Source organism: Citrobacter sp. wls706 (assembly GCF_005281305.1).
Taxonomy (GTDB): Bacteria; Pseudomonadota; Gammaproteobacteria; order Enterobacterales; family Enterobacteriaceae; genus Citrobacter; species Citrobacter werkmanii.
Genome location: NZ_SZXG01000032.1, coordinates 69,011 through 90,121, shown reverse-complemented (window position 1 = coordinate 90,121; position 21,111 = coordinate 69,011). Strand labels below are relative to the sequence as shown.

Below are 21,111 nucleotides of genomic sequence, written 5' to 3'. Positions count from 1 at the left end.
TTTAAAATCATATTGATAAAATCACTCAATGGCGAATTTTCACACATGCAAACATTGTTTTTTACATTTACTGACAATGGAGCATTGCGTTTTTTAGACTTGTGATATAATTAGCATCATGAAATGAGAAAAAATAATTAAATATCAATAGATAATGGGCTGAGATATGCTTAAAAAATCGCTAAAGATTAGCAGTCAAGGATATCCAGTCTTTTTAAAACTGGTTGATTTTATCGTTATTAATGTGACGTTAATTTTTAGTGCTCATCTGCTGGGGTTGATGCCATTTAACACCATTGCTATTCTGAGTATTCTGTTCTCCGTCTTTTTTTATTGTTTGCTGAATATATCAAAATTTATCAGCAAAAGATTAAAACGATTGGTTTGCGTAATCAAAAGCGGTTACTTTTTTGTACGCTGTTGGCTATATTTTTTAACGAGCTGGTGAGTATGACGGTGGCAGAGCCGGAGTCCCTCGGTTACTTAGACAGGCTACCTTCGCCTTTTTATTCTGCCATTATTTACTGGTACTTTATTCCATTACCTTTTCTTTATTACATTCGCTTTTTTATTTTTAAATATTCAACGAAAAAGAGTATGCGCGTGGCGATTATTGGTTTGACCGACAATGGTCTGGCCGCGGAAAGCGCATTACTGAATGAGTACGCCGATATCAAATTGGATTTGGCTTTTTATGATGAGCGTGCGTTATCGCGCTGTGGCGACATCGTGGATAAGGTCAAAAGCCCATTTCGTGGCCCGGTGATTAATCTGGTTGAGGAAGCCCGACTGGGAAATATAGACGAAATCTATATCGCTTTACCGATGGTGGCGCTGCATCGCATCCGCCATTTCTTGACCATGATGTCAGACACCACCGTAGATACCTATATTGTTCCTGACTTTTATACCTACAGCAACAATATGTCCAAGCTACGTTCTATCCACAACCTGCAAACCATCGGTATCTTTAGCTCGCCGTTTGAAGGGGCGGGTTCGTTTATTAAGCGGGCAGAGGATTTGGTGCTTGGCAGTATCATTATGCTGATGATTTCGTCGCTGATGTTGGTTATTGGTATTGGTATCAAACTCACTTCTCGTGGGCCGGTTTTTTTCAAACAAGACAGGTATGGCCTGAGTGGGCAAAAAATTAAGGTCTGGAAATTTCGCACTATGCGCGTTATGGAGAATTCCGATACGGTAATTCAGGCCACGAAAAACGATCCGCGGGTGACGAAATTCGGTAGCTTCTTACGCCGTACGTCGCTGGATGAACTTCCGCAATTTATTAACGTATTGCAGGGAAGTATGTCGATTGTGGGTCCCAGACCCCATGCGGTTACGCATAATGAGCAGTACCGCAAACAGGTCGAAAATTACATGATCCGCCATAAGGTAAAGCCTGGCATCACCGGACTTGCGCAGATTAATGGTTTTCGTGGGGAAATCGATGCGCTTTATAAGATGGAAAAACGGGTTCAGTACGATATTGAGTACATTCAAAACTGGTCACTATGGCTGGATATAAAAATTATCATTAAAACTATTTTCAAAGGATTTGTCGGTAAGAATGCATACTAAATTAATCGTTATTACCGGAATCGTGATATCGCAGCCCGCATGGGCTGATTTAACACCGAAATCACACATCGGCTTGGCGGGGATCGACTTCCAGGGCAAGGTCGCTGTGGATTATGGTTATAATGATAACGTGACTTATCAGCCACATAACAGCGATGCTGTCGGTTCCTCGTTTCAGAGCGCAGCGCCAGTGCTGAGTATGATCGGCGAGCGCGGTCAGGATAAGTATTTACTGATGTACTCTGGGGATTACCGTAACTACTCAAGCGATTCTGCTGATAACTACACCGATCATTTTTTCCGTTTTAATGGGGCCTGGCGTTATGGACTCATGCATGGCTTAACCCTCAATCTGGAGGATTCACTTGGACATGAATCCCGTGGCCGCGGAATTACTGAGGGTTTTTTACCCAGTCAGTTTCAGCAATATGGGATTACCTCACCGCTGACGACAAATTTCATCAACAGTGAACTGCGCTACAGCTATGGCGCGCCTGATGGGCGTGGCAAAGCGGAACTGGCGTTGTTATACAAAAAACTGACTTTCGGTAATACTTCTGATGTACAGGATACCAGTGAGGATTTTTACCATTACATTCAGGAACAGAAATGGCATGAAAATAGCCTGGTCGCGGAAATTTTTGACCAATACACATCCAGAACACGCTTTCGCTATAGCTTTATTACTAACCAGCGTCGCTATGACAACAACTCAGAAAAAGATACTAATGAATACTATTTGCTGTACGGCATGAAATCGCAGTTGACTGGAAAAACCAACGTCGACATGAATATTTCATGGTTGTACAAAACATTTGAAAACAGCGCAAACTCGCATGATTTTAATGGTCTGAACTGGGACATAAAAGCAGAGTGGAAGCCGCTACAACAGTCGGTTTTCACGGCCCACTCGGCGCAAAGCATTAAAGACCCGTCGGAAGTTGGGGGATATATTTTAGTGACCCAGTATGGCATTTCTTACCAGCATTTCTGGTTAGGTAATCGTTTTTCGACTTTGCTGGATTATTCATACACTGCGGAAGACTATAAAAAACAGAACAAGGACCGGCATGATAAAGATGGGGTGTTTAGCGTCACAATGAGCTACGACTATACGCCATCGGTTAATTTTGAGATTAAATATCAATTAGATACATTGAATTCGAATAAGGATACTGACTCGTTTTATATCGGTCCCAACGACAACCAGGAAGTTATTAGAACGTTGGGTTATGATAATTCTATGATTATGCTTAAAGCTAAGGTTCAGATCTAAAATGAAAATAATAGAACTGTGCGCGTTTTTGCTATTCAGTATCCTGGTGGTCGGGTGCTCAGCGTCCGGCCCAAGATTAATGGACGATCCTGCTACAGTTCAGCAGGATTACCGGCTTGGGGCGGGGGATACTGTCAATATCGCTGTTCACGGTCAACCCGATATGACGATGCGGTTTATTTTGGATAAGAGCGGGGAGATTAATTTTCCGTTTGTGGGCGCTCTTAAATTAAAAGATAAAACTGTCGATCAAGTGACCAACGAATTAACTCAACGGTTGACGGGAGATTACTTTACCACGCCGATGGTGACGGTGAGCATTGCCGAGTTCCGTAAATACTATGTTTCAGGTGAGGTGAAAAGTCCGAACGGATTTGCCTGGGAGCCAGGTCTTACCGTCGAGAAATCTATTGCGCAGGCGGGGGGATTTACAGATCGTGCTGACCGACAAGATATCAACATTCGCCTGTCTGGCAGCAATCAGCTGCTTGAGAATGTCGATTTAACGCACTCTGTTCATCCTGGGGATGTCGTGATTATTGGCATGGGGTTCTTCTGACGATGAAACTATCTATAGTGGAAAACGGCAAAAAACGAGAAAACACGGTCGAATTCTCCCGCTTTGCCAAAGAGCTGAAAAAGAACGCCTGGAAAATCGTGCTGGCCGGTATCGTTGCCGGGGTAGTGGCATATCCAATAATCAGCATGATGTCCTCAAAGTATGTCTCAACGGCGACGGTACTGATTAAAGCCCAGGCCGATAACGTTTCTCCGTTCCCACAGGTTGATGGTTTCGATTCAACGCGCAGTGGTTACTACGAAACGCAATATGCGTTGATGCATTCACGTATTGTGCTTGAGCAAGCCGTTCGCGATATGAAGCTGGATGAAAACCCGGAATTTATTGGGGAAAAAACCGGTGGACAGGGGGCGGAAAGCAGTGAAAACCGACAGTTGAGGATGGAGCAAGCGCTGAAAACGTTGTCGAAAAACCTGAATGTTATCGGTATTCGTACAACGAACCTGGCATCTATCACCTATGAATCCCCCTCACCGCTGGTGGCTGCTGACGTTGCGAATGGCGTCGCGCAGGCTTTCATCAACTATACGGTGGAGCAAAAGCGCCTGAAAGTAGAGAAAGCCCGCGAACTGAATTTTGAAAAAATGGAAGAGATTCAGAAGTCGATAGCGAAACAAAAAGAGGAGATGGACAGCTATCTGAAAAACGCCGGGCTGCTGACCTTTCGCGGTATCGATGGTTTTGAAACCGAGCAGTTAAGTATCGTCACCAATCGCCTGGCTGATGCGACCCAGCGTCGCGTTGCCGCTGAATCTGTCTATAACGAGGTGAACAGCGGAGGGCGGTCGGCGGAGAGCGTTATCTCTCAACCTTCGATCTCTAACCACGCCCAGATTCAGGATTTACGTATCGCGTTAATTCAGGCGCAGCGCACGTTGTCTGAACTGCGCAAAGTATACGGGCCAAAAAATCCCGCAATTTTAAAAGCAGAAGCTGATGTCAAGTCGATCCAAAGTCAAACCGGACGGGTACTGGGTGAGCTGAAAGAGGGGTTACGTCAGCAATATCTGGCGGCACTGGCGGATGAAAAGAACTATCAGCAGCAGGTGGCGCAGCAGAAAGAGATCTTCCAGAAAATGGCCTCAAAACGCGATGCCTGGAACAGCCAAAAGCTGTCGTTAGATAAAATGGAAGATCTGTATAAATCGCTGTATCAACGTACTCAGGAACTGTCGCTGTCCGGCGTGAATGCTGACGCGGTGTTATATGATCCTGCCGTACCCGCGCTAAAACCCGCGAAACCGAATAAATCCCTCTTGTTGGTGATGGTGGTTCTGCTGGTGGTGGTGTTCAGTATCATGTATTTCATTGTCAAAGCGGCGATGGACAACTCAATCCGTACGTTGAGTCGTATGAAAAAACGCCTGAACGTTACTCCGCTGGGCGAAATCCGTCGTTTTAGCGGAACCTCAGGGCGCGCACAGGTTCGCGACATGATCCTCAAGAATCCACTGAATGCCGATATTGTGCACGGTATCCGTACCCGGATTATATTGGATAATCGACCATTGCAGACGCTCGCCGTGGCGTCGACGGAGCACCGTGAAGGGCGCTCATTGCTGGCGAGTCTGTTAGCAAACTCCTTTAGTTTCGACCAGAAAACGCTGCTTATCGATGCGGATTTCTTTAATACTGACGGACTCTCATCCGAGCTGGCATCGGCAACGTCCGCAGGCGTAGCGGAACTGCTGCGTGGGGAGACCCAGCTTGAACAGGCGCGGATCAAGCTCAGTGATAATCTCGATTTTATCCCGCACGGGAAGACCACCCTTTCTTCTCTACTTATGTTGTCGTCCGGGCATCTTGAGCCCTTAATGCACGAGCTGAAATCCCACTATCAACGCATCATTATTGATGTGGCTGCCGTGAATCAGAGTCAGGATGTGCAATTGATTAAACGTGCCGTTGATGGCGTTATTTTCATCGTGAAAGCCGGCTCGGGTTCGGCGGGGCATATAGCCAACGCGCTGGATAAGATCGAGGAAAATAACGGCGTTGTGATTGGCGCTGTGCTGAATGCGGTTGAAGAAAAGGACCTTGAAACGCAAGAGGGTCTGCGCTCACTGAACTTCAGTACCGATCAACTGATGACGACGCCAGGCCGCGTATGAGTCTACTGAAGAGCGCCTCCACGATAGCCGGTTCATCAGTCATCTCACAGTTGATTGGTGCGCTGTCTATCTGGTTGATCTCACATAAGTACGATATGGCTGAAGTGGGGCTTTATGCGCTCAACTACAGTATTGCCGTGGTGGGCGCTCAGGTCTGTACCTTTGCATCACAGCTTTTAATTCCTAAACAGCAGGATGATGAACTGGTACAGAATGTCGTGTTTTGTCTGATACAAAGCACGATTATTGCCTTACCCTACGCCGTATTGACCGCGTGGTTGTTCCACCAGAGCATATTGTTCCTCTATTTACTGACGCTTGCTACGGCGTGGGTTCTCATCTCGGAAAACCTGTCGCTGCGCACAGCTAACTTTCGTTTTCTGATCTTCCAGCGCATTTCTGTTTCTGTGGTGGTATTACTTTCGATACTGGTTACGCATCATGTGCAGCTGTTTTATTGGTCGTGGGCCTGTGCGACGATGGTACTGACGGTAAGCTGTATATTGCATTCGTTTGATATTCGTTCGGTGGCGGTCCAGCATTTACGACCCGCCAGCAACTGGCATTTTTTTAAACAGAATATTCATCACATTACTAAAGTCGGCAGCGCTGAGGTGTTGGCAATGGCCAGCAGCAATTTGCCGATTATGCTGATTAACTTCTGGTTTTCGGCGCTGACAGCCGGTTATTTTTCCGTGGTCAGCCGCTTCTGCCTGGCGCCGGTGGTGATCATCGGGAACGCGGTACGTAATACTATTTTTTCCAAGTGGTCTATCGATTTTAGAAATAACACCTTTAATTATCAGGAATATACCCGGGTACGGATGCTGCTGCTGGTGCTGGGAGTTATCTGTACTCTTGGCGTGTTTATTTTCTATCCGATTGTGATGCGTCTCGGTTTTAGCGAAGACTGGATTAACTCCATTGAAACGTCTCGCTACATGCTACCCTACCTGTTCCCGGCGCTGGCGATAAGCCCCCTGACGGTAATAGAGCTTATTTTTGGTTCCCACCGCTATTTTCTGCGCATCCAGTTGGAGCAACTGGCGATTGTGCTATTCGCTTTTGTCGTGACGCCCTATTTTTATAAAGACTATGCAACGTCGGTGATTTTGTTTTCTTCACTGACATTTATTCGCTACGCCTTTATTTATTTGAAAATGAACAAGCGGGCTAATCTGCTGAAAGACAGGCCGGTGATACTATGACGCTGAATACCGGATATTATTTACAAGGTTATACCTTCGTTACGCTGATCCTGTGTGGCCTGGTGCAATACTTTACCGGCATACAGTCGGTGCTATGGATCCCCTTTTTTCTGACCCTGTTGATGGTGGGATTATTGGCGATGCAGACGCGGGATGGCTCGCTGCGTCTGGATGCGCAGGAGACGATAGTGCTGGCGCTGTATTTCTCGTTCCTGATACTGGCCGGGGCCTCAACTCTGATTCAGGGCGGGATCACCGTCGCGATTGTGGCCTTTAAAAATGAAATTGCGCTGTCGCTGGTGATGATCTGCTTGCTGCTGGGATTTTGCCGGGAGTCGCAGATTTATCGCGTGACTCGCTATTTATACTGGGTGTTTTACGCGCAGATCCCGGTCATGATTTATCAGGTTTTACTGGTTGTTCCCCAGCGTGTCGCGGTGCGTGGTGAAGATGAAAAATGGGATTCCGTGGTGGGTACCTTTGGCGGCGACCCGATGGGGGGAGGTAACACTGCCGCGATGGGCCTGTTTTGCCTGCTGATTATGCTGTTAAAGGTCTCTGAGTATAAGCACGGACTGACCACGTTTAAATCCATGGCGTTGCACATTGTGCTCGGGATCGGGCTGTGCATTATTGGTGAAGTAAAGTTCGTTATCCTGCTATCGCCTCTATTCCTGGCGTGGGTGTGGATCTCACCGAGCTACGTTAAAGATGTTAGTAAGGTTAATCTGAAGACGTTGTTGGTTATTGTGGCGGGGATGTTGCTGCTGATTAGCCTGTCGATAGTTATCCTTGCATATTATTATTCTACTGCGTTTGGCGGCGATCCGTCGAAAAGCGCGTTGAGTATTTTTATCGACTCTTTGAGCTATATTTTTGACCCGAACTACATTATGTCTACCGGGGAGTTAGGGCGCTTTACGACTTTCCTGTTCTGGCTAAAAAATAATGATCTGTGGGGACTGTCAGGAACGTTATTTGGCTATGGACTCAACGCCACTAACAGCGGGAGTACGGTATCGCCGGGCTTTCTGAATATTATTTATAACTTAATCCTCGACTCGACTTCTCTGAGTATGCTGCTGTGGGAAGTGGGTGTGATTGGCACGTTAATCTTCATTAGCTTATTTATTTATATCCTGAAAATATGTCAGCCCAAGCCTTTACTGATGCTTGAACAACTGGACCCGCAGGATCTTCAGTTGTTGAGCTTTGCTCCGGCATTTAATGCTTTTGCGATTGCTTGCTTAATTAGCTTACCTTACAGCCAGATACTGATGATTACACCGATGTTACAATTCCTGTTCTATTTATCACTAGGATCAAGTTTAGTGATTCGTCGAACCGTCCTTCGCTGCGTAGGGTAATTGTATGGACAATAAACCGTTTATTTCAGTGAGTATCAAAACGCTCAATGAATCTGAATGTATTGAGAAAACAATTGATAGTATCCGTAAACAGCTTGTTGATTATCCACATAAAATTATTGTGGCAGATAGTCTGTCAACGGATAACACCCAGCAGTTGGCGATCGATAAAGGGGTGACTGTGGTGTCATTAACCGATCCAGGCGATCGTTGCTGTGGTGTCGGACATCAGTTGGGTTACCTTTATAGTGAAGGGGAATATCTGTTGCTGATGGACGGCGACATGGAGCTGGAAGAAGGATTTGTGGATCAGGCTGTCGCGTTTTTGCAGGCGGAACCGGAATACGCTGGCGTAGCGGGAACCGTCGAAATGGACGATGCCGTTAACTATGAATTTAAATCGCGTAAGCAACGCATTAATAAAATCTATCCCGTAGGGGACAGCGACCATTTAGGCGGCGGGGGGCTATATCGCCGCTCCGCCATTGAGAAAATTGGTTATCTCACCAACCGTAATCTGCATGCTTATGAAGAAGCTGAACTCGGCCTGCGTTTACTTGACGCGGGTTATAAATTACGTCGTCTGAATATTCCGTATTTTATTCATACTTCGCATACCATGCCGACCTTTCAGATGCTGAAGCATCGCTGGAAAAGCGGATACTATCAGGCTCCGGGCGAATTTTTACGTTGCGCCTGGGGAAAGCCTTATTTCATTAAAGCGTTAAAAATGGTTAAAAACGAGGCGATTTTTGCTGTTTACCTGGTTGCCTTGTTCATTGCGGCGGTGACCTTTAATCTCGAAATTTTCGATATCGCATTTCTGCCATTGCTTGCCTTTGTGATACTGAAAACCGTACAGAATCGGTCGTTACTGAATGGCCTGCAAAGCGTGATGAACTTAGCTGTGCTTTCCGCGGGACTTGTTAAAGGGTTAACACATCCGCTACGCGATCCGTTGACTCCGCCTGACAGTAAAATCATTCATGAATAACTAAGGCAGACGCCATGAAAGTTTTATTAGTAAATAAGTTTTTTTTCATCAAAGGCGGCGCGGAAACGGTTTATTTTCAAGAGCGCGATATGCTGAAACAGGCCGGAGTGCAGGTGATTGATTTCTCGATGCAGCATGAGAAAAATTTCCCTTCGGACTATGCGGATTATTTTGTCAGCAATGTGGACTACCACCAGGAAAGTAATTTGTTGGGTGGGCTCAAAACGGCGGTTAACTTTATTCATAATTCGCAGGCCTGCAAAAAGATGCTGGCGTTATTGCAAAAAGAGCGCCCGGATATCGTTCATTTTCATAATATCTATCACCAATTAACGCCGGCGCTGATAAAAGTTGCGCGCAATTTTGGCTGCAAAACGGTACTGACTGCGCATGACTATAAGATTGTCTGCCCTACGTATTCCATGTTGCGCGACGGCAAAGTGTGTGACTCCTGTATCACCGGCACGGTTTTTAATGCTTTCAGGTATCGTTGCCAGGAAGGTTCCGCCTCAAAAAGCTTATTGCTCTCTCTGGAGGCAACCTGGCAATACATTGCGCAAAATTACCAGGCGCTGGATGTGATCGTTTCGCCGAGCGTTTTTTTACGCGGGGTGCTGCTGCGTACGCTGCCGAAGTCGCGCATTGATGTGATCGTCAATGGCGTAGATGACAGTCGTCCTCTGGATGAGGCAAGCGATGAAGGCTATATGCTGTTCTTTGGTCGCCTGAGCCGTGAAAAAGGGGTGGCAACGCTGTTGGCGGCACATGAGAAAATGCAGAACAAAGCGCCGTTGAAAATTGTGGGCCACGGCCCGCTACATGACGAGTTAGTCGCCAAATACCCGGATGTTGAATTTTTAGGTTATGTGCAGCAAGGGGAAGCCCTTGATAAGCTTATTAAGCATGCACGGGCGGTAATCCTTCCTTCTGAATGTTATGAAAACTGTTCCATGGCGATATTAGAGGCGATGTCCCTGGGCAAGCCGGTGATTGGATCGCGCATTGGCGGGATCCCGGAACAAATTCGTGACGGTAGCGAAGGGATTTTATTCGAGCCGGGCAACGTGCAAGCGTTGGCGAATGCGATGGATACGCTGGCCGACTCGCCAGAGAAAGCACGGGTTATGGGGTTACATGGTCGGGCGCGATTAAGTGAAAAATATGCGCTAAGCAAACATATGGACACCTTGCTGGCGCTGTATAAAGAACTGCTGAGCAGGCCCTAGTATGAAAAAAATAACGGTTTTTGGCACACGAGGTATTCCGGATGTGTTGGGCGGCGTGGAGACTCACTGCCAGAATCTTTATCCTGCTATTAAGCAGCAGCTCGATGTTGATATTTGTGTTATCGCTCGCTCACCGTATGTGAATTACAAACGGTCAACGTATAAGAAAGTCGAAACCTATGCGCTGTGGGCGCCCAAAAAACGCTCGCTGGAAGCGATTGTGCATTCCGTTTTAGCGGCATTGAGGACAGTTTTCGACCATTCGGATATTGTGCATGTGCATGCTATCGGACCGGGCCTTGTGATTCCATTATTACGCGTCCTGGGCAAAAAGGTCGTTTTTACCCACCATGGGCCTGACTACGATCGTCAGAAATGGGGATTCATTGCCAAAAAAATACTGTTGCTGGGTGAGCGCTGGGCGGTGAGATACGCCCACGAGGTGATTGTGATTTCTGAGGTGATTAATCAACTGATCCAGAAAAAACATGGTCGCTATGACGCGCATTTAATTCACAACGGCGTGAACGAGCCGCGGTTGTTATCTGAGCTGACTATCGAAAATACGCTCTCCCGCTTTGGGCTACAGCCGAAAAATTATCTTGTGGTGGTTGGACGATTTGTAGAAGAAAAAGGGATGCATGACGCCATCGCCGCTTATCAACATAGCGGTTTGACCCTGCCGCTGGTGTTAATTGGCGATGCAGATCATCCGACCGAATACAGCATTCGCCTCAAAAAGCTGGCCGCCGACACGCCTGGTGTGGTGATGACCGGATTTTTACGCGGTGATGAACTGCAGGCGGTATTTTCACAGGCGAAACTGTTTGTGATGCCTTCATATCACGAAGGTCTGCCTATTGCGTTGCTGGAAGCGATGTCCTTCTCTCTTCCCGCTGTGGTCAGTGATATTCCGGCTAACCTTGAAGTTCAGCTACCTGTCGCAGCCTATTTTAAGGTCGGGGACGTGAACAGTCTGGCCGGGAAATTAACCCAGTGGGTGACAGCCAATCGCATGGACTATCGTGTATATTTGCAAAACTATAATTGGCATGAAATCGCCAAAAAGACAGTCAACGTCTACCACTCAATTGATAAAGATATAGGTTAATTTTGACCAGTCCTCAAAATCGTCCCCCCGTCATCGAACGGTTCTATGCTCACCTTGATGAGCAAATAGCGGAGGAGTTGACCCCGGAACAAAAAGCAGGGGTGGAAAACGCGATCCTGGCCTCGACATTGGCTGCACGGCATCAGATTGATATTCGCCGGAGTTTTCCTTTTTTCAGTAAACGTTTTTATCTGGTTTTTTTGTTTGGCAGAGATTTACGTCGCCAGCATCGCCAGGAATCGACCTTGTCGCGGATCTTGCTCACTTTTTTGCTGTTGATCGCCGTGCTGTTCGTCACCTGCTGCATATTGCTGACGCTGTATATGATCAAATCAGCGCTAGGTATTGATGTATTCCAAAATTTTCACGTCGGTATTTGGGACTGGTGGTTAAACCTGAAAAAACACTAGTGTTATTAAACCTGCGAGGGCGTTACTGCGATGAAGTGTCAATGGGTTTCTGCGCTGTTGGGTATGTTCCTCCCGCTGTCGGTGATGGCCGCATTAACGACCGTAACCCCCAAAGCATTGACGGGGCCGTTGACCAACCCGGGGATTGGCGTTGCCAGTTTTCATCAGGGATACGGTGAAACGCTGAGCCTGGCGGATTATCCCAATACCGGGTTCGAGTATGAGCGATTTTATTGGCGAGATCTGGAACCTGTTGAAGGGCAGTACAATTTTGCGCTGGTGGATGATGCCTTTAGATACGCTGCGGCGCACCGTCCCGCGATGAATGTCGGGCTACGATTTATGGCGCTTGCCGACCCGGCGGATGGCACTAAAATTCCCGACTGGCTGATTAAAAAAGGCGTAAAAGGAACCTGGACGTCTGATAATAAGACGTTTGTACCGGATTTAGATGACCCACTGTTTATCGAATACAGCCAGCGTCTGCTCAACACATTGGGTCAGCGCTACGATGGTAATGAGAATCTCGCTTTTGTTGATATCGGCATGGTGGGTTCGTGGGGCGAGTGGCATAACAGCAACTTCCCCGATCTGAAGCCACTCCTGGAGCGATACACCACCGGACAGTTGGATCGCTACGTTGCGATGCACTTTTCTGCCTTTCCCAAAACGCCCAAAATTATGCTGATAAGCGGTGGGCAAAGCCTGGCAAATGCGGTGGCGCGTGGGGCCGGGTGGCGAGCGGACTGTTGGGGTGACCTGCGCGTGTTTTCAGACGCCTGGAATCATATGCAAGATGATTACCCGCAGCGATTACTGGCAGCGCAGCAAAGTTATGCAGGGTTTAACGATGCCTGGAAACGCGCGCCAGTGAGTCTGGAAATCTGTTCGTATATGCAGGACTGGAAGAATTCTTTTCATTATACGCGCGCCGAAGTGCAGGGGATTTTTGACTGGGCGTTCAAACAGCATGCCAGTACTATCAACCTGAAATCGAGAGCGATACCCAGCGATTATCGACCGATTGTCGATGATGCGCTGACCAAACTGGGCTATCGATTTCGCTTAGCATCTCTGAGCCATGAGGCCGTGTGGAGCGGTGGACAAACGCTGACGTTGAACAGTACCTGGTATAACGATGGAGTGGCACCGATCTACCTGCCCTATACGCTGGCATTTCGTGTGGTGGATAATGCTAATAAAGTGGTGGCGCAGGGTAATGCGGCGGATGATATACGACGTTGGCTCCCGGGAATTCATCAGGTCAGTTATGCGCTGCCTATGCCAGGTCGACTGGCGAAAGGGCAATATGCGATTGAGGTTGCGATGCTGGATAAATCCGGTGCGGCGAGAATTAACTTTGCCAATGAAGGGAAGCAGAGCAGCGGCTGGTATCGTGTATCAACCATAACGTCACGCTAGCCCGGTAAAGCAACGAGCCTGGTGACCAGGCTCGTTGCTGAGAACATCACAGGTTATAACCATTCGGGTTATTTTTTTGCCAGTTCCACGTGTCGCGCATCATGTCATCAAGGCTATAGATAGCCTGCCAGCCTAACTCTTTTCGCGCCAGAGAAGGGTCTGACCAACACTCGGCAATGTCCCCAGGCCTTCTGGCGACAAACTGATAATTAATTTTTGTTTGCGCTGCTTTTTCAAACGCCTCAATAAGGTTAAGCACGGAATACCCGACTCCGGTACCGAGATTAATCACTTTGTATGCAGCGCCTTTGTTCTGGCAATCCAACGCGGCTAAGTGGCCGGTCGCCAGGTCCATAACGTGTATGTAATCACGAACGCCGGTACCGTCGGAGGTTGGATAGTCATTGCCGTATACCGACACGGTTTCAAGTTTACCAATTGCGACCTGGGAGATATACGGGACCAGATTATTAGGAACACCGTTAGGATCTTCGCCAATTCGACCCGATGGATGGGCACCGGCCGGGTTAAAATAGCGCAGGCAGGTGATGCGAAAATCGGGCTGTGCGCGTGAAAAATCGGCCAGAATCTGTTCGACCATTAATTTAGACGTGCCGTACGGATTGGTCGTACCGCCCGTGCGTGATTGCTCGCTTAGCGGCACGCTTTCCGGATTACCGTATACTGTGGCCGATGAGCTAAAAATAAAACGATTAACGCCTGCGGCCTGCATCTCATCCAGTAATACTAGCGTACCAGTGACGTTGTTTTCATAGTAGGCGAGGGGTTCTTTTATCGACTCTGAAACCGATTTTAGTCCCGCAAAATGAATGACGTCAGTGATATTATGGCGGGTGAAAATGTTCTTTAAGGCCTGCCGATTCCGAACGTCGGCGATATAGACAGTCGGTTCCCTGCCGGCAAGTTCCGCGACTCTGTCCAGCGAGACTCGAGAAGAGTTCGACAGATTATCAACGACAACGACATCATCGCCTCTTTCCAGTAGTGTTAAAACAGTATGTGAACCAATATAACCTGCGCCACCAGTGACAAAAATTGCCATACAGACTCCAGATTTATGCTATCAAAACGGGCATTGATTCACGCCACTACCATAGAAAACTTGCTATTGGTGAAGTCTGGTAAGGTTGTAGTTACGATATCTCACCATACATTTGTAAGATATTTTTTTAAGTATAGATAAAAAACTGAACTTGTTTATTTTAGTGTCATAAACAATATAATTATTTGAGAAGTTTAGTGTATGGACACCATCACTGTGGTTGATCGAGGAATTGATTTTCTCGATCAGGCTTTCATCAAATACAGTATTGCTTAGCGTGACTAATTCTTTGATGTAGATGGATTTTCCGTAGGTTTCAGGTGTGCATTCTTGGGTGAGGAAGTACATTTTGTTATCGACAAGGTAGGGCGCACCCGCTCCCCGATGGTGATGGTTGCTCACCTTCAATGAGGGGGCAATCCGCTGCCACTGCCCATAGATATTCTCAGCAGAGTGAATAATAATTTCATTATCCATTGTGGTGGATAAAAGATAACAGGTTTCATTAATTGTGAGAAACACATTATCTGTTACTTCAGTATCCGATATTAAGACTTTGATTTTCTTCCAGCGTACCGGAAACTCTACCGACTGAAACAGTATGACTTCTTTTCTTTCTGAAGACTCGGGGATCATGAATAGCTGATCGTTGATATGAATCAGGAAAGGGAATGACAAATGACACTTTAAGTCGTCAAAGCCCTCAAGTTTAACATCATCGATTTCAGTCAGTTCACGATCCAGAATACGGCATCTTAGCGTACCTTTCGAGTTTCGAAAGCTAAAAGCTTCATAAAAAACATACAGTTTATCGGCCTTTTCAATAATAAAAGGGTCGGCCTGAAACGTATATTTCTTTTTTAACTGCTGGGCAGCAGTTTTACTCAGTATTTCCAGAGTATTATCGGGGAATAAGTGTGAGCCATGATCTTTCAGAATCATGATGTCCCATGACTCATGATAGAATAACATTTTTATCATTCGTTTTATTTTCGCTAGCATTTGCGCATACTCCTTGTTATCGCCTGCAACTTGAAAAAATGCCTATAGGGACAGCCGTTTTGCAGGTCACTACATGTCATTTGCCGCAATGTTGAATGAATGCGCGATGACTGATGTAGAAATATCTACGCCTATCTTAAAAACTAGTTGCAGATGTTTTTTTGTCGGTAGCACAAAAGTAGGAAAAATGTCCAGAGCATCCTTGCTCCAGTGGAGGGGTTACTCGAAATGCACCTGCGGGTTGTCAGCAAGGGAAACGTAGGTTTTGCTGTTTTTATCCAGGGTACGAATTTCACCACTTTCGATGTCATACACCCAGCCATGCAGACGCAGCGCATTATTTCGCAGTCCAACAGCTACTGAAGGATGCGTTTTAATATTGTTCAACTGCGCAATAACGTTCTCTTCCACCATGGCGTTAACTTTATCGATGGGGTTATCCCAGGTTTTTTTCTCAACCACGGCTTTAGCGGCATCGGCATAGTGCAGCCAGTGAGCCACTGCGGGCATCGGATCCAGAGGCTGGCTATCAGCAATGGCTTTCATCGCGCCACAGTTGGAATGACCACAGATGACGATATCCGTCACGCCAAGTGCAACTACCGCATATTCGATAGTGGCGGAGACACCACCAGGTTCGGGACCGAAAGACGGTACGATATTGCCGGCGTTGCGAATAACGAAAAGCTGTCCCGGCTCTTGCTGGGTCACCAGTTCCGGCACCAGACGGCTATCGGAACAGGAAATGAAAAGCGCTTTTGGATTCTGGCTGGATGCCAGGCTGCGAAAGAGTTCCTTACGTTGAGGGAAAATCTCTTTTTGGAAGTTGAGGAAGCCCTCAATGATATGTTGCATAGCAGTGTCTCTTTTTTCTGTTTGAACAGGTTATGATGAAGATCACACTTTCCAGTTTAACACCAGCCGACAGAAGGGAAAGACTTTATAGCAGTTTTGCAACATTTCTGGCTAATTTTGCCCCACCATGGCAGGGCAAGTATCGTGATGTACGCTACGCGTTTTGCCGTTTCTGGTAGGCCGCTTTTAGGCGGCTCATGGCTTCTACCAGGACAGAACGCGGACAGCCCACGTTGAGTCTCATGTGACCCTCTCCGCCAGGACCATATTGTGCGCCTGGCGACAGACCAAGCTTCGCTTCATGCACAAAAAAATCGCTTAGTTGTGCATCGTTGAGACCCATTTTTTCCGCATTCAGAAACAGAAGATAAGATGCGCCGCCATATACGACAGATATCAAGGGACAGTGCTTTTCAATGTCGCGTTTAACAAACGCGACATTGTCAGCCAGATAGGCCAGTAGTTTCTGGTGCCAATCGCCACAATGAGTAAACGCGCTGTAAATGGCCGCTTGCTGTAATGAATGCGTCTCGGCAAGGTAGCAGTTATCAAGAAAGTGATAGAACTGATGGCGTAACTCATCGTTTTTAATAATGGCTATTCCGCCCTGGAGTGCTGCCGTATTGAAGGTTTTACTGATTGAGGTCAGTACAATTGACTTGCAGCCTGACGTTTCATTGAGCGTAAAAAATGGCAAATGGCGCTTACCTGGCAGGGTTAAATCGCTATGCACTTCATCAGACAGAATGATGACGCCAGCCTGCTGGCAATAATGGCTAACTTGTTCCAGCGTTTCCCGCGACCACACCATTCCCCCCGGATTATGCGGTGACGGGAAAAGAAACATTTTGCACTGCTTGAGCTTCTCGCTGAAATCATGCCAGTCAAATTCATAATACCCGTCTTTTTCAATAAGGCGCGTTTGGATTAAATTCCTGCCGCTGGTTTTCACCAGGTTAGGGTAGGGATCATATATTGGCGTACAGGTCAATATATTATCGCCCGGTCGGGTAAGCGCCATTAAAGAAAGTACGATGGTTTTTATAACCCCAGGAATAAAATGCAACCAGTGCGGCCTGACGTCGGCATCATACTGTTGTGCATACCAATGGATCACGGATTCTTTCCATTGCGGATAATCCAGGTTATATCCTTGTACAGGCTGCGCGACTACTGAACGCAGCGTGTTCATTACAGGTTCCGGCGTCACAAAATCCATATCTGCAATCCATAATGGCAATACATCGGTGGTGCCGTACATTTGTTGTAATTGACCGTATTTGCGGCAATTAGCATCCCTTATGACAATTTCATCAAACAAAGACATTGCTGACTCCTGGAAAGCCTCTGAAAAATAGGTTTAGCAACGCAAACAGCGAAGAATATCTATTTTATTGATATATTAAATTTACCCTGGTGATAGCTGTTATTAGCCTATGATTTTTGCTCAACCATATTTTCAGCAGCTTCATTTGGCTCATATTTCGCAATGCCAATACCCGTTGCCGCCCACAGCAAGGCAAAGATGACGCCGCTATAACACAGAATTGCCCATGGTAAATAATCAAGCGTTGCCACGCCCAGCATCGTGGCGCAATAAACGCCTGAAGCAGACCAGGGAATAATCGGCTCAACCACGGTTCCGGCATCTTCGGTGGTTCGCGAAAGATTTTTTGCTGCCAACCCCCGTTTTTTATACTCATCTTTAAAGGCGTCGCCACACAGCAGCAGTGGCAGAGTCCCGTTTGCCGTACAGGCACAGATGGTGAAGGTCGTAACAATCGTGGTGGCCACCAGGCGGAATGTGGATTGAACCCCTTTGGTCAGCGCGTTAATTACGGTGTGTAAAGAGCCTGTCGCGCTCATTGCACCGGCAAAACTGAAGGCGCTGAAGACGGTGACAAAACTGCTGAACATAGATATTGCGCCACCTCTTTCCAGCAAGCGGGAGACATCGGAGGACAGTGCGGGCAGGTTATCCCCGGTAAGCATCGCGAGTTTAAAACCGCTGACTACGGATTCGCCAACGGACGAAGCGGTGAATTGCTGGAAGACTAATGCCAGAATCATCGACACTATCGTAGACAAAAAGAGCATCGGAATTGGTGGTCTTTTTGACAGTGAGCCATATAAAACGATGATCGGCGGTAACAACAACAGAATGTTAAAATCATAAATCTGGCCGATAGAGTTCATTAAGCTGGTGATATTTTCAGGAGCACTGGATGAGGCATCAATACCCATACCCATATAGCTATAAATAATGCAGCAAATTATAAACCCCGGGCCGGTGGTCCACAGCAGATGACCGATATGCGAGTACAGATTTACACCGGCAGCCAGCGCCGCCATGTTGGTTGAATCAGAAACCGGTGAGAGCTTATCACCAAACCAGCAGCCTGAGACAATGGCGCCTGCGGCAATAGGCAGCGAAACATTAAGACCAATTGCCACGCCAATCATGGCTATCCCCACGGTCCCGATAGAGCCCCAGGAAGTACCGGTACAAACTGAGATCAGCGCACCCAGCATAAATGCTGAAATATAGAAATACTGCGGGTTAATCCATTTTAAACCATAATAAATCATCATCGGGATAGTGCCTGACACCATCCATGCGCCAATTAAGAAACCGATACTGGCGACAATTAATATGACTGGCAGCGCTTCAGATATTTTATTGCAAATAGCTTGTAGAATATCATCCCACGTGTAGCCATGAGCGACGGCGATAAATGAGGCGGTTGCTGTGCCCATCAGGATCATGGGTTCGGCACGAATATTGAATATAAAATATCCGATGCTAATCCCGCCCAGCATGACTATCATAGGTAAAACTGACCAACAGAAAGACAATTTCTTTCTGTTGTTGGAGGTGCAGCTATTTAATTGCATAATTCCATCCCAATCATTAATGGTTGAACACGTCAAATAACTACCCGCTACAGGTTACTCAGCATTGAGCAACATAGTTGCCAGAGCTCTGCTGAACTCTATTTTATTAACTGTGTCAGGTTATCTATTTTGACCTGCAGTTCTGGTATTTCTTTTTTGTAGTAGGATAAGAGAATATTTGGCGAATGAATTACCCCTCGGCATAAGGTGAGTGATTTCGTCGTTGTTGGCTCAGTTTGCGATACTGTTGCGGTGGCATGCCGACATATTTATGGAACGAGCTATAAAAGCGGCTACTGGAGCGAAAACCAGCAATCGTGGCGATATCCAAAATTGTTTTATCCGTATCGCTGAGTAACGCTCGCACATGGTTGATACGCATCGCCGTAATGTACTGTTTCATCGTCAGTTGCATCACCCGGTGAAAAATACCCATCGCATAATTTGGATTGAGCTTAACGTGCTCGGCAATGGCATCGACCGTGAGCTGTTTGTCGCAGTTAGCGGCGATAAACTCCAACATTTGGCTGACGTAAAACTGTGAATGCCGTGAAATACTGTTTTTCTGCGTCCGTGGTGTTTTATTACCCAGCACTGGCCGCCAACCTGAGAGGCTAAAACGCTTGAGCATCAAGGCGATTTCATCGATAGCTAACTGGCGAATCTGCTCGTTGTCGCTGCTAAGTTCACTTTGCCAGCGCTGTACTTCAAAAGCGCTCAGTTGCTGCGAGGCAAGCGAAGTAACCACCATCCCGTGCGTCACGTGGTTGATCAAATCCCTGTCCAGCGGCCAGGATAAAAACAAATGCATCGGCAAATTGAAGATAGCCATTTGTTTACAATGCCCGGCATCGATGAGCTGATGGGGAGTACAGGCCCAGAACAAGGTGATAAAACCCTGTTTGCTTTTCACCACTTCGTCGTTAAAAAGGTACTCCACATCACCATCGAACGGTACATTCACCTCAACCTGACCATGCCAGTGGCTGTAGGTCATGGCCAGCGGCGCCCGCAGTTCGACGTCCATACGCTGATACTCTGAATAGAGCGCCAACGGACTTCTCGTCTTTTTTTCATAGCTGCGGCACATATGTGGGTCGAGTGGCAGCTGCGGGGTACTTTTTGCCATTATGGAGGGTTCCTGGATAGTGAATCTGACCATGGTGTAGCGTCAAAGCATGAACATAGCTTAACCGAAAAAAAGCGCCGTTTTCTCTCCATTTTCGCCAAATTATTCCCAAAAACTCAGATCCTGTGCCTCTCGCTTGCCAATCTGAGTTATCGGGAGTGGTGAGCTTTAATCACAAAAATACGTATTCGGAGGTGTTCGCTTTGCAAAATGTCATCGCTTTTTTTGCCAATAAATCGGAGTTATAGCGATAGCCAGTCATCATGGAATACCTTACATTTTTATATGTATCCACACCTCAAGGAATCATCATGTCCAGACTCCGTACTTTAGCAACGGCTTTAGTCGCCGTTGCCGCGATGACGATGTGCGCCACCCCTGTATTCGCTAACCCCGGTAACGGTAACGGCAATGGTAATAGTGGCAACCATGGTAATAGCGGAAACAAGGGTAATAGTGGTAACAGCCAGAAAGGAAACGCTGGCCAAAAAAATAATTCACATACAGAACAGCGTAAAAATTATGGCAAGCCGGATCATGTGGATAGTGACATCAGCTATAACGTGGCCAGGCAGTATGCTGTCAGATACGGTTTGACGGGGTATAAATCACTGCCGCCAGGCATTGCCAAAAATCTGGCGCGAGGAAAACCGCTTCCTCCGGGGATCGCTAAAAAAAGTGTCCCACCCTCTATGTTGAATCAACTGCCGTATTACCCTGGCTATGAATGGCAGGTCGTTGGCGACAATTTGGTGTTGATTGCACTGAGCACGGCGATTGTCACTGCTGTTATTAATGGTGTGTTTGATTAAGTCGCCACGGAATTAATTGGCTCTGTTGTTCCTGCCGAAAGCCCGCGTTACGCGGGCTTTTACGTTAAG

17 protein-coding genes and 1 pseudogene are annotated in these 21,111 nt (G+C 46.9%); 12 read left to right on the top strand and 6 right to left on the bottom strand.

The window, feature by feature from the left end; translation table 11 throughout:
• Nucleotides 1-166 precede the first annotated feature (166 nt).
• The 11 genes and pseudogenes from FDW92_RS13720 to FDW92_RS13670 all read left to right on the top strand — a co-directional run bounded on the left by FDW92_RS13720 (nucleotide 167) and on the right by FDW92_RS13670 (nucleotide 13,286).
• A pseudogene (locus tag FDW92_RS13720) lies at nucleotides 167-1,581 on the top strand (undecaprenyl-phosphate glucose phosphotransferase).
• Nucleotides 1,571-2,857 (top strand): outer membrane beta-barrel protein, encoded by a 1,287-nt coding sequence (locus FDW92_RS13715; RefSeq protein WP_042313181.1) that lies wholly within the window; start codon nucleotides 1,571-1,573, stop codon nucleotides 2,855-2,857. Before FDW92_RS13720 ends, FDW92_RS13715 begins: the two are co-directional and overlap by 11 nt.
• A gap of 1 nt (nucleotide 2,858) precedes the next feature.
• The gene (locus FDW92_RS13710) at nucleotides 2,859-3,416 is read left to right on the top strand and encodes a polysaccharide biosynthesis/export family protein (protein WP_042313183.1); all 558 of its coding nucleotides are present in this window, start codon (nucleotides 2,859-2,861) and stop codon (nucleotides 3,414-3,416) included.
• 2 nt (nucleotides 3,417-3,418) lie between these two features.
• Nucleotides 3,419-5,548, top strand: a complete 2,130-nt coding sequence (locus tag FDW92_RS13705; RefSeq protein WP_042313186.1) for a tyrosine-protein kinase domain-containing protein — start codon at nucleotides 3,419-3,421, stop codon at nucleotides 5,546-5,548.
• Entirely contained in the window at nucleotides 5,545-6,756 is a 1,212-nt protein-coding gene (locus FDW92_RS13700) for a capsular biosynthesis protein (RefSeq protein WP_042313188.1), read from the top strand. Before FDW92_RS13705 ends, FDW92_RS13700 begins: the two co-directional genes overlap by 4 nt.
• On the top strand, nucleotides 6,753-8,123 hold the full coding sequence (locus FDW92_RS13695; protein WP_042313190.1) for a hypothetical protein: 1,371 nt from the start codon (nucleotides 6,753-6,755) through the stop codon (nucleotides 8,121-8,123). The genes FDW92_RS13700 and FDW92_RS13695 overlap by 4 nt, the downstream gene beginning before the upstream one ends.
• A 4-nt stretch (nucleotides 8,124-8,127) precedes the next feature.
• Nucleotides 8,128-9,117: a glycosyltransferase gene (locus tag FDW92_RS13690; RefSeq protein WP_042313193.1), complete on the top strand. Its 990-nt coding sequence runs from the start codon at nucleotides 8,128-8,130 to the stop codon at nucleotides 9,115-9,117.
• Nucleotides 9,118-9,131: 14 nt separating this feature from the next.
• Nucleotides 9,132-10,343: a glycosyltransferase family 4 protein gene (locus FDW92_RS13685; protein ID WP_042313195.1), complete on the top strand. Its 1,212-nt coding sequence runs from the start codon at nucleotides 9,132-9,134 to the stop codon at nucleotides 10,341-10,343.
• Between the two features lies 1 nt (nucleotide 10,344).
• Nucleotides 10,345-11,454 carry a glycosyltransferase family 4 protein gene (locus tag FDW92_RS13680; RefSeq protein WP_042313197.1) on the top strand — a complete coding sequence of 370 codons (1,110 nt, stop codon included), beginning with the start codon at nucleotides 10,345-10,347 and terminating at the stop codon, nucleotides 11,452-11,454.
• A gap of 2 nt (nucleotides 11,455-11,456) precedes the next feature.
• Nucleotides 11,457-11,864, top strand: coding sequence for a membrane protein (locus FDW92_RS13675; protein WP_042313200.1), 408 nt, complete (start codon nucleotides 11,457-11,459; stop codon nucleotides 11,862-11,864).
• Between the two features lie 30 nt (nucleotides 11,865-11,894).
• Entirely contained in the window at nucleotides 11,895-13,286 is a 1,392-nt protein-coding gene (locus FDW92_RS13670; RefSeq protein WP_042313203.1) for a DUF4832 domain-containing protein, read from the top strand.
• A gap of 46 nt (nucleotides 13,287-13,332) precedes the next feature.
• Here FDW92_RS13670 and galE read toward each other — a convergent pair whose 3' ends face one another.
• The 6 genes from galE to melR all read right to left on the bottom strand — a co-directional run bounded on the left by galE (nucleotide 13,333) and on the right by melR (nucleotide 20,230).
• Nucleotides 13,333-14,349 carry a UDP-glucose 4-epimerase GalE gene (galE, locus tag FDW92_RS13665; RefSeq protein ID WP_042313206.1) on the bottom strand — a complete coding sequence of 339 codons (1,017 nt, stop codon included), beginning with the start codon at nucleotides 14,347-14,349 and terminating at the stop codon, nucleotides 13,333-13,335.
• Between the two features lie 63 nt (nucleotides 14,350-14,412).
• A complete protein-coding gene (locus FDW92_RS13660) occupies nucleotides 14,413-15,351 on the bottom strand; it encodes a hypothetical protein (protein ID WP_042313209.1) in 939 nt (312 codons plus the stop codon).
• Nucleotides 15,352-15,570: 219 nt separating this feature from the next.
• A complete protein-coding gene (locus FDW92_RS13655) occupies nucleotides 15,571-16,206 on the bottom strand; it encodes a carbonic anhydrase (RefSeq protein WP_038632863.1) in 636 nt (211 codons plus the stop codon).
• 154 nt (nucleotides 16,207-16,360) lie between these two features.
• The gene (locus FDW92_RS13650; protein WP_042313213.1) at nucleotides 16,361-17,533 is read right to left on the bottom strand and encodes a PatB family C-S lyase; all 1,173 of its coding nucleotides are present in this window, start codon (nucleotides 17,531-17,533) and stop codon (nucleotides 16,361-16,363) included.
• Between the two features lie 107 nt (nucleotides 17,534-17,640).
• On the bottom strand, nucleotides 17,641-19,101 hold the full coding sequence (gene nhaC, locus FDW92_RS13645; protein ID WP_042313216.1) for a Na+/H+ antiporter NhaC: 1,461 nt from the start codon (nucleotides 19,099-19,101) through the stop codon (nucleotides 17,641-17,643).
• A 190-nt stretch (nucleotides 19,102-19,291) separates the two neighbouring features.
• Nucleotides 19,292-20,230 (bottom strand): transcriptional regulator MelR, encoded by a 939-nt coding sequence (gene melR / locus FDW92_RS13640; RefSeq protein ID WP_042313217.1) that lies wholly within the window; start codon nucleotides 20,228-20,230, stop codon nucleotides 19,292-19,294.
• A gap of 311 nt (nucleotides 20,231-20,541) precedes the next feature.
• Between melR and FDW92_RS13635 the strand changes: the two genes are divergently transcribed.
• A complete protein-coding gene (locus FDW92_RS13635; RefSeq protein ID WP_042313219.1) occupies nucleotides 20,542-21,042 on the top strand; it encodes an anti-virulence regulator CigR family protein in 501 nt (166 codons plus the stop codon).
• The last annotated feature ends 69 nt before the right edge of the window (nucleotides 21,043-21,111 follow it).

Excerpts from the sequence above, each read along its gene's own strand:
- FDW92_RS13715 (WP_042313181.1), top strand. The coding sequence starts at position 1,571 with ATGCATACTAAATTAATCGTTATTACCGGAATCGTGATATCGCAGCCC.
- FDW92_RS13710 (WP_042313183.1), top strand. The coding sequence starts at position 2,859 with ATGAAAATAATAGAACTGTGCGCGTTTTTGCTATTCAGTATCCTGGTG.
- FDW92_RS13705 (WP_042313186.1), top strand. The coding sequence starts at position 3,419 with ATGAAACTATCTATAGTGGAAAACGGCAAAAAACGAGAAAACACGGTC.
- FDW92_RS13700 (WP_042313188.1), top strand. The coding sequence starts at position 5,545 with ATGAGTCTACTGAAGAGCGCCTCCACGATAGCCGGTTCATCAGTCATC.
- FDW92_RS13695 (WP_042313190.1), top strand. The coding sequence starts at position 6,753 with ATGACGCTGAATACCGGATATTATTTACAAGGTTATACCTTCGTTACG.
- FDW92_RS13690 (WP_042313193.1), top strand. The coding sequence starts at position 8,128 with ATGGACAATAAACCGTTTATTTCAGTGAGTATCAAAACGCTCAATGAA.
- FDW92_RS13685 (WP_042313195.1), top strand. The coding sequence starts at position 9,132 with ATGAAAGTTTTATTAGTAAATAAGTTTTTTTTCATCAAAGGCGGCGCG.
- FDW92_RS13680 (WP_042313197.1), top strand. The coding sequence starts at position 10,345 with ATGAAAAAAATAACGGTTTTTGGCACACGAGGTATTCCGGATGTGTTG.
- FDW92_RS13670 (WP_042313203.1), top strand. The coding sequence starts at position 11,895 with ATGAAGTGTCAATGGGTTTCTGCGCTGTTGGGTATGTTCCTCCCGCTG.
- galE (WP_042313206.1), bottom strand. The coding sequence starts at position 14,349 with ATGGCAATTTTTGTCACTGGTGGCGCAGGTTATATTGGTTCACATACT.
- FDW92_RS13660 (WP_042313209.1), bottom strand. The coding sequence starts at position 15,351 with ATGCTAGCGAAAATAAAACGAATGATAAAAATGTTATTCTATCATGAG.
- FDW92_RS13655 (WP_038632863.1), bottom strand. The coding sequence starts at position 16,206 with ATGCAACATATCATTGAGGGCTTCCTCAACTTCCAAAAAGAGATTTTC.
- FDW92_RS13650 (WP_042313213.1), bottom strand. The coding sequence starts at position 17,533 with ATGTCTTTGTTTGATGAAATTGTCATAAGGGATGCTAATTGCCGCAAA.
- nhaC (WP_042313216.1), bottom strand. The coding sequence starts at position 19,101 with ATGCAATTAAATAGCTGCACCTCCAACAACAGAAAGAAATTGTCTTTC.
- melR (WP_042313217.1), bottom strand. The coding sequence starts at position 20,230 with ATGGCAAAAAGTACCCCGCAGCTGCCACTCGACCCACATATGTGCCGC.
- FDW92_RS13635 (WP_042313219.1), top strand. The coding sequence starts at position 20,542 with ATGTCCAGACTCCGTACTTTAGCAACGGCTTTAGTCGCCGTTGCCGCG.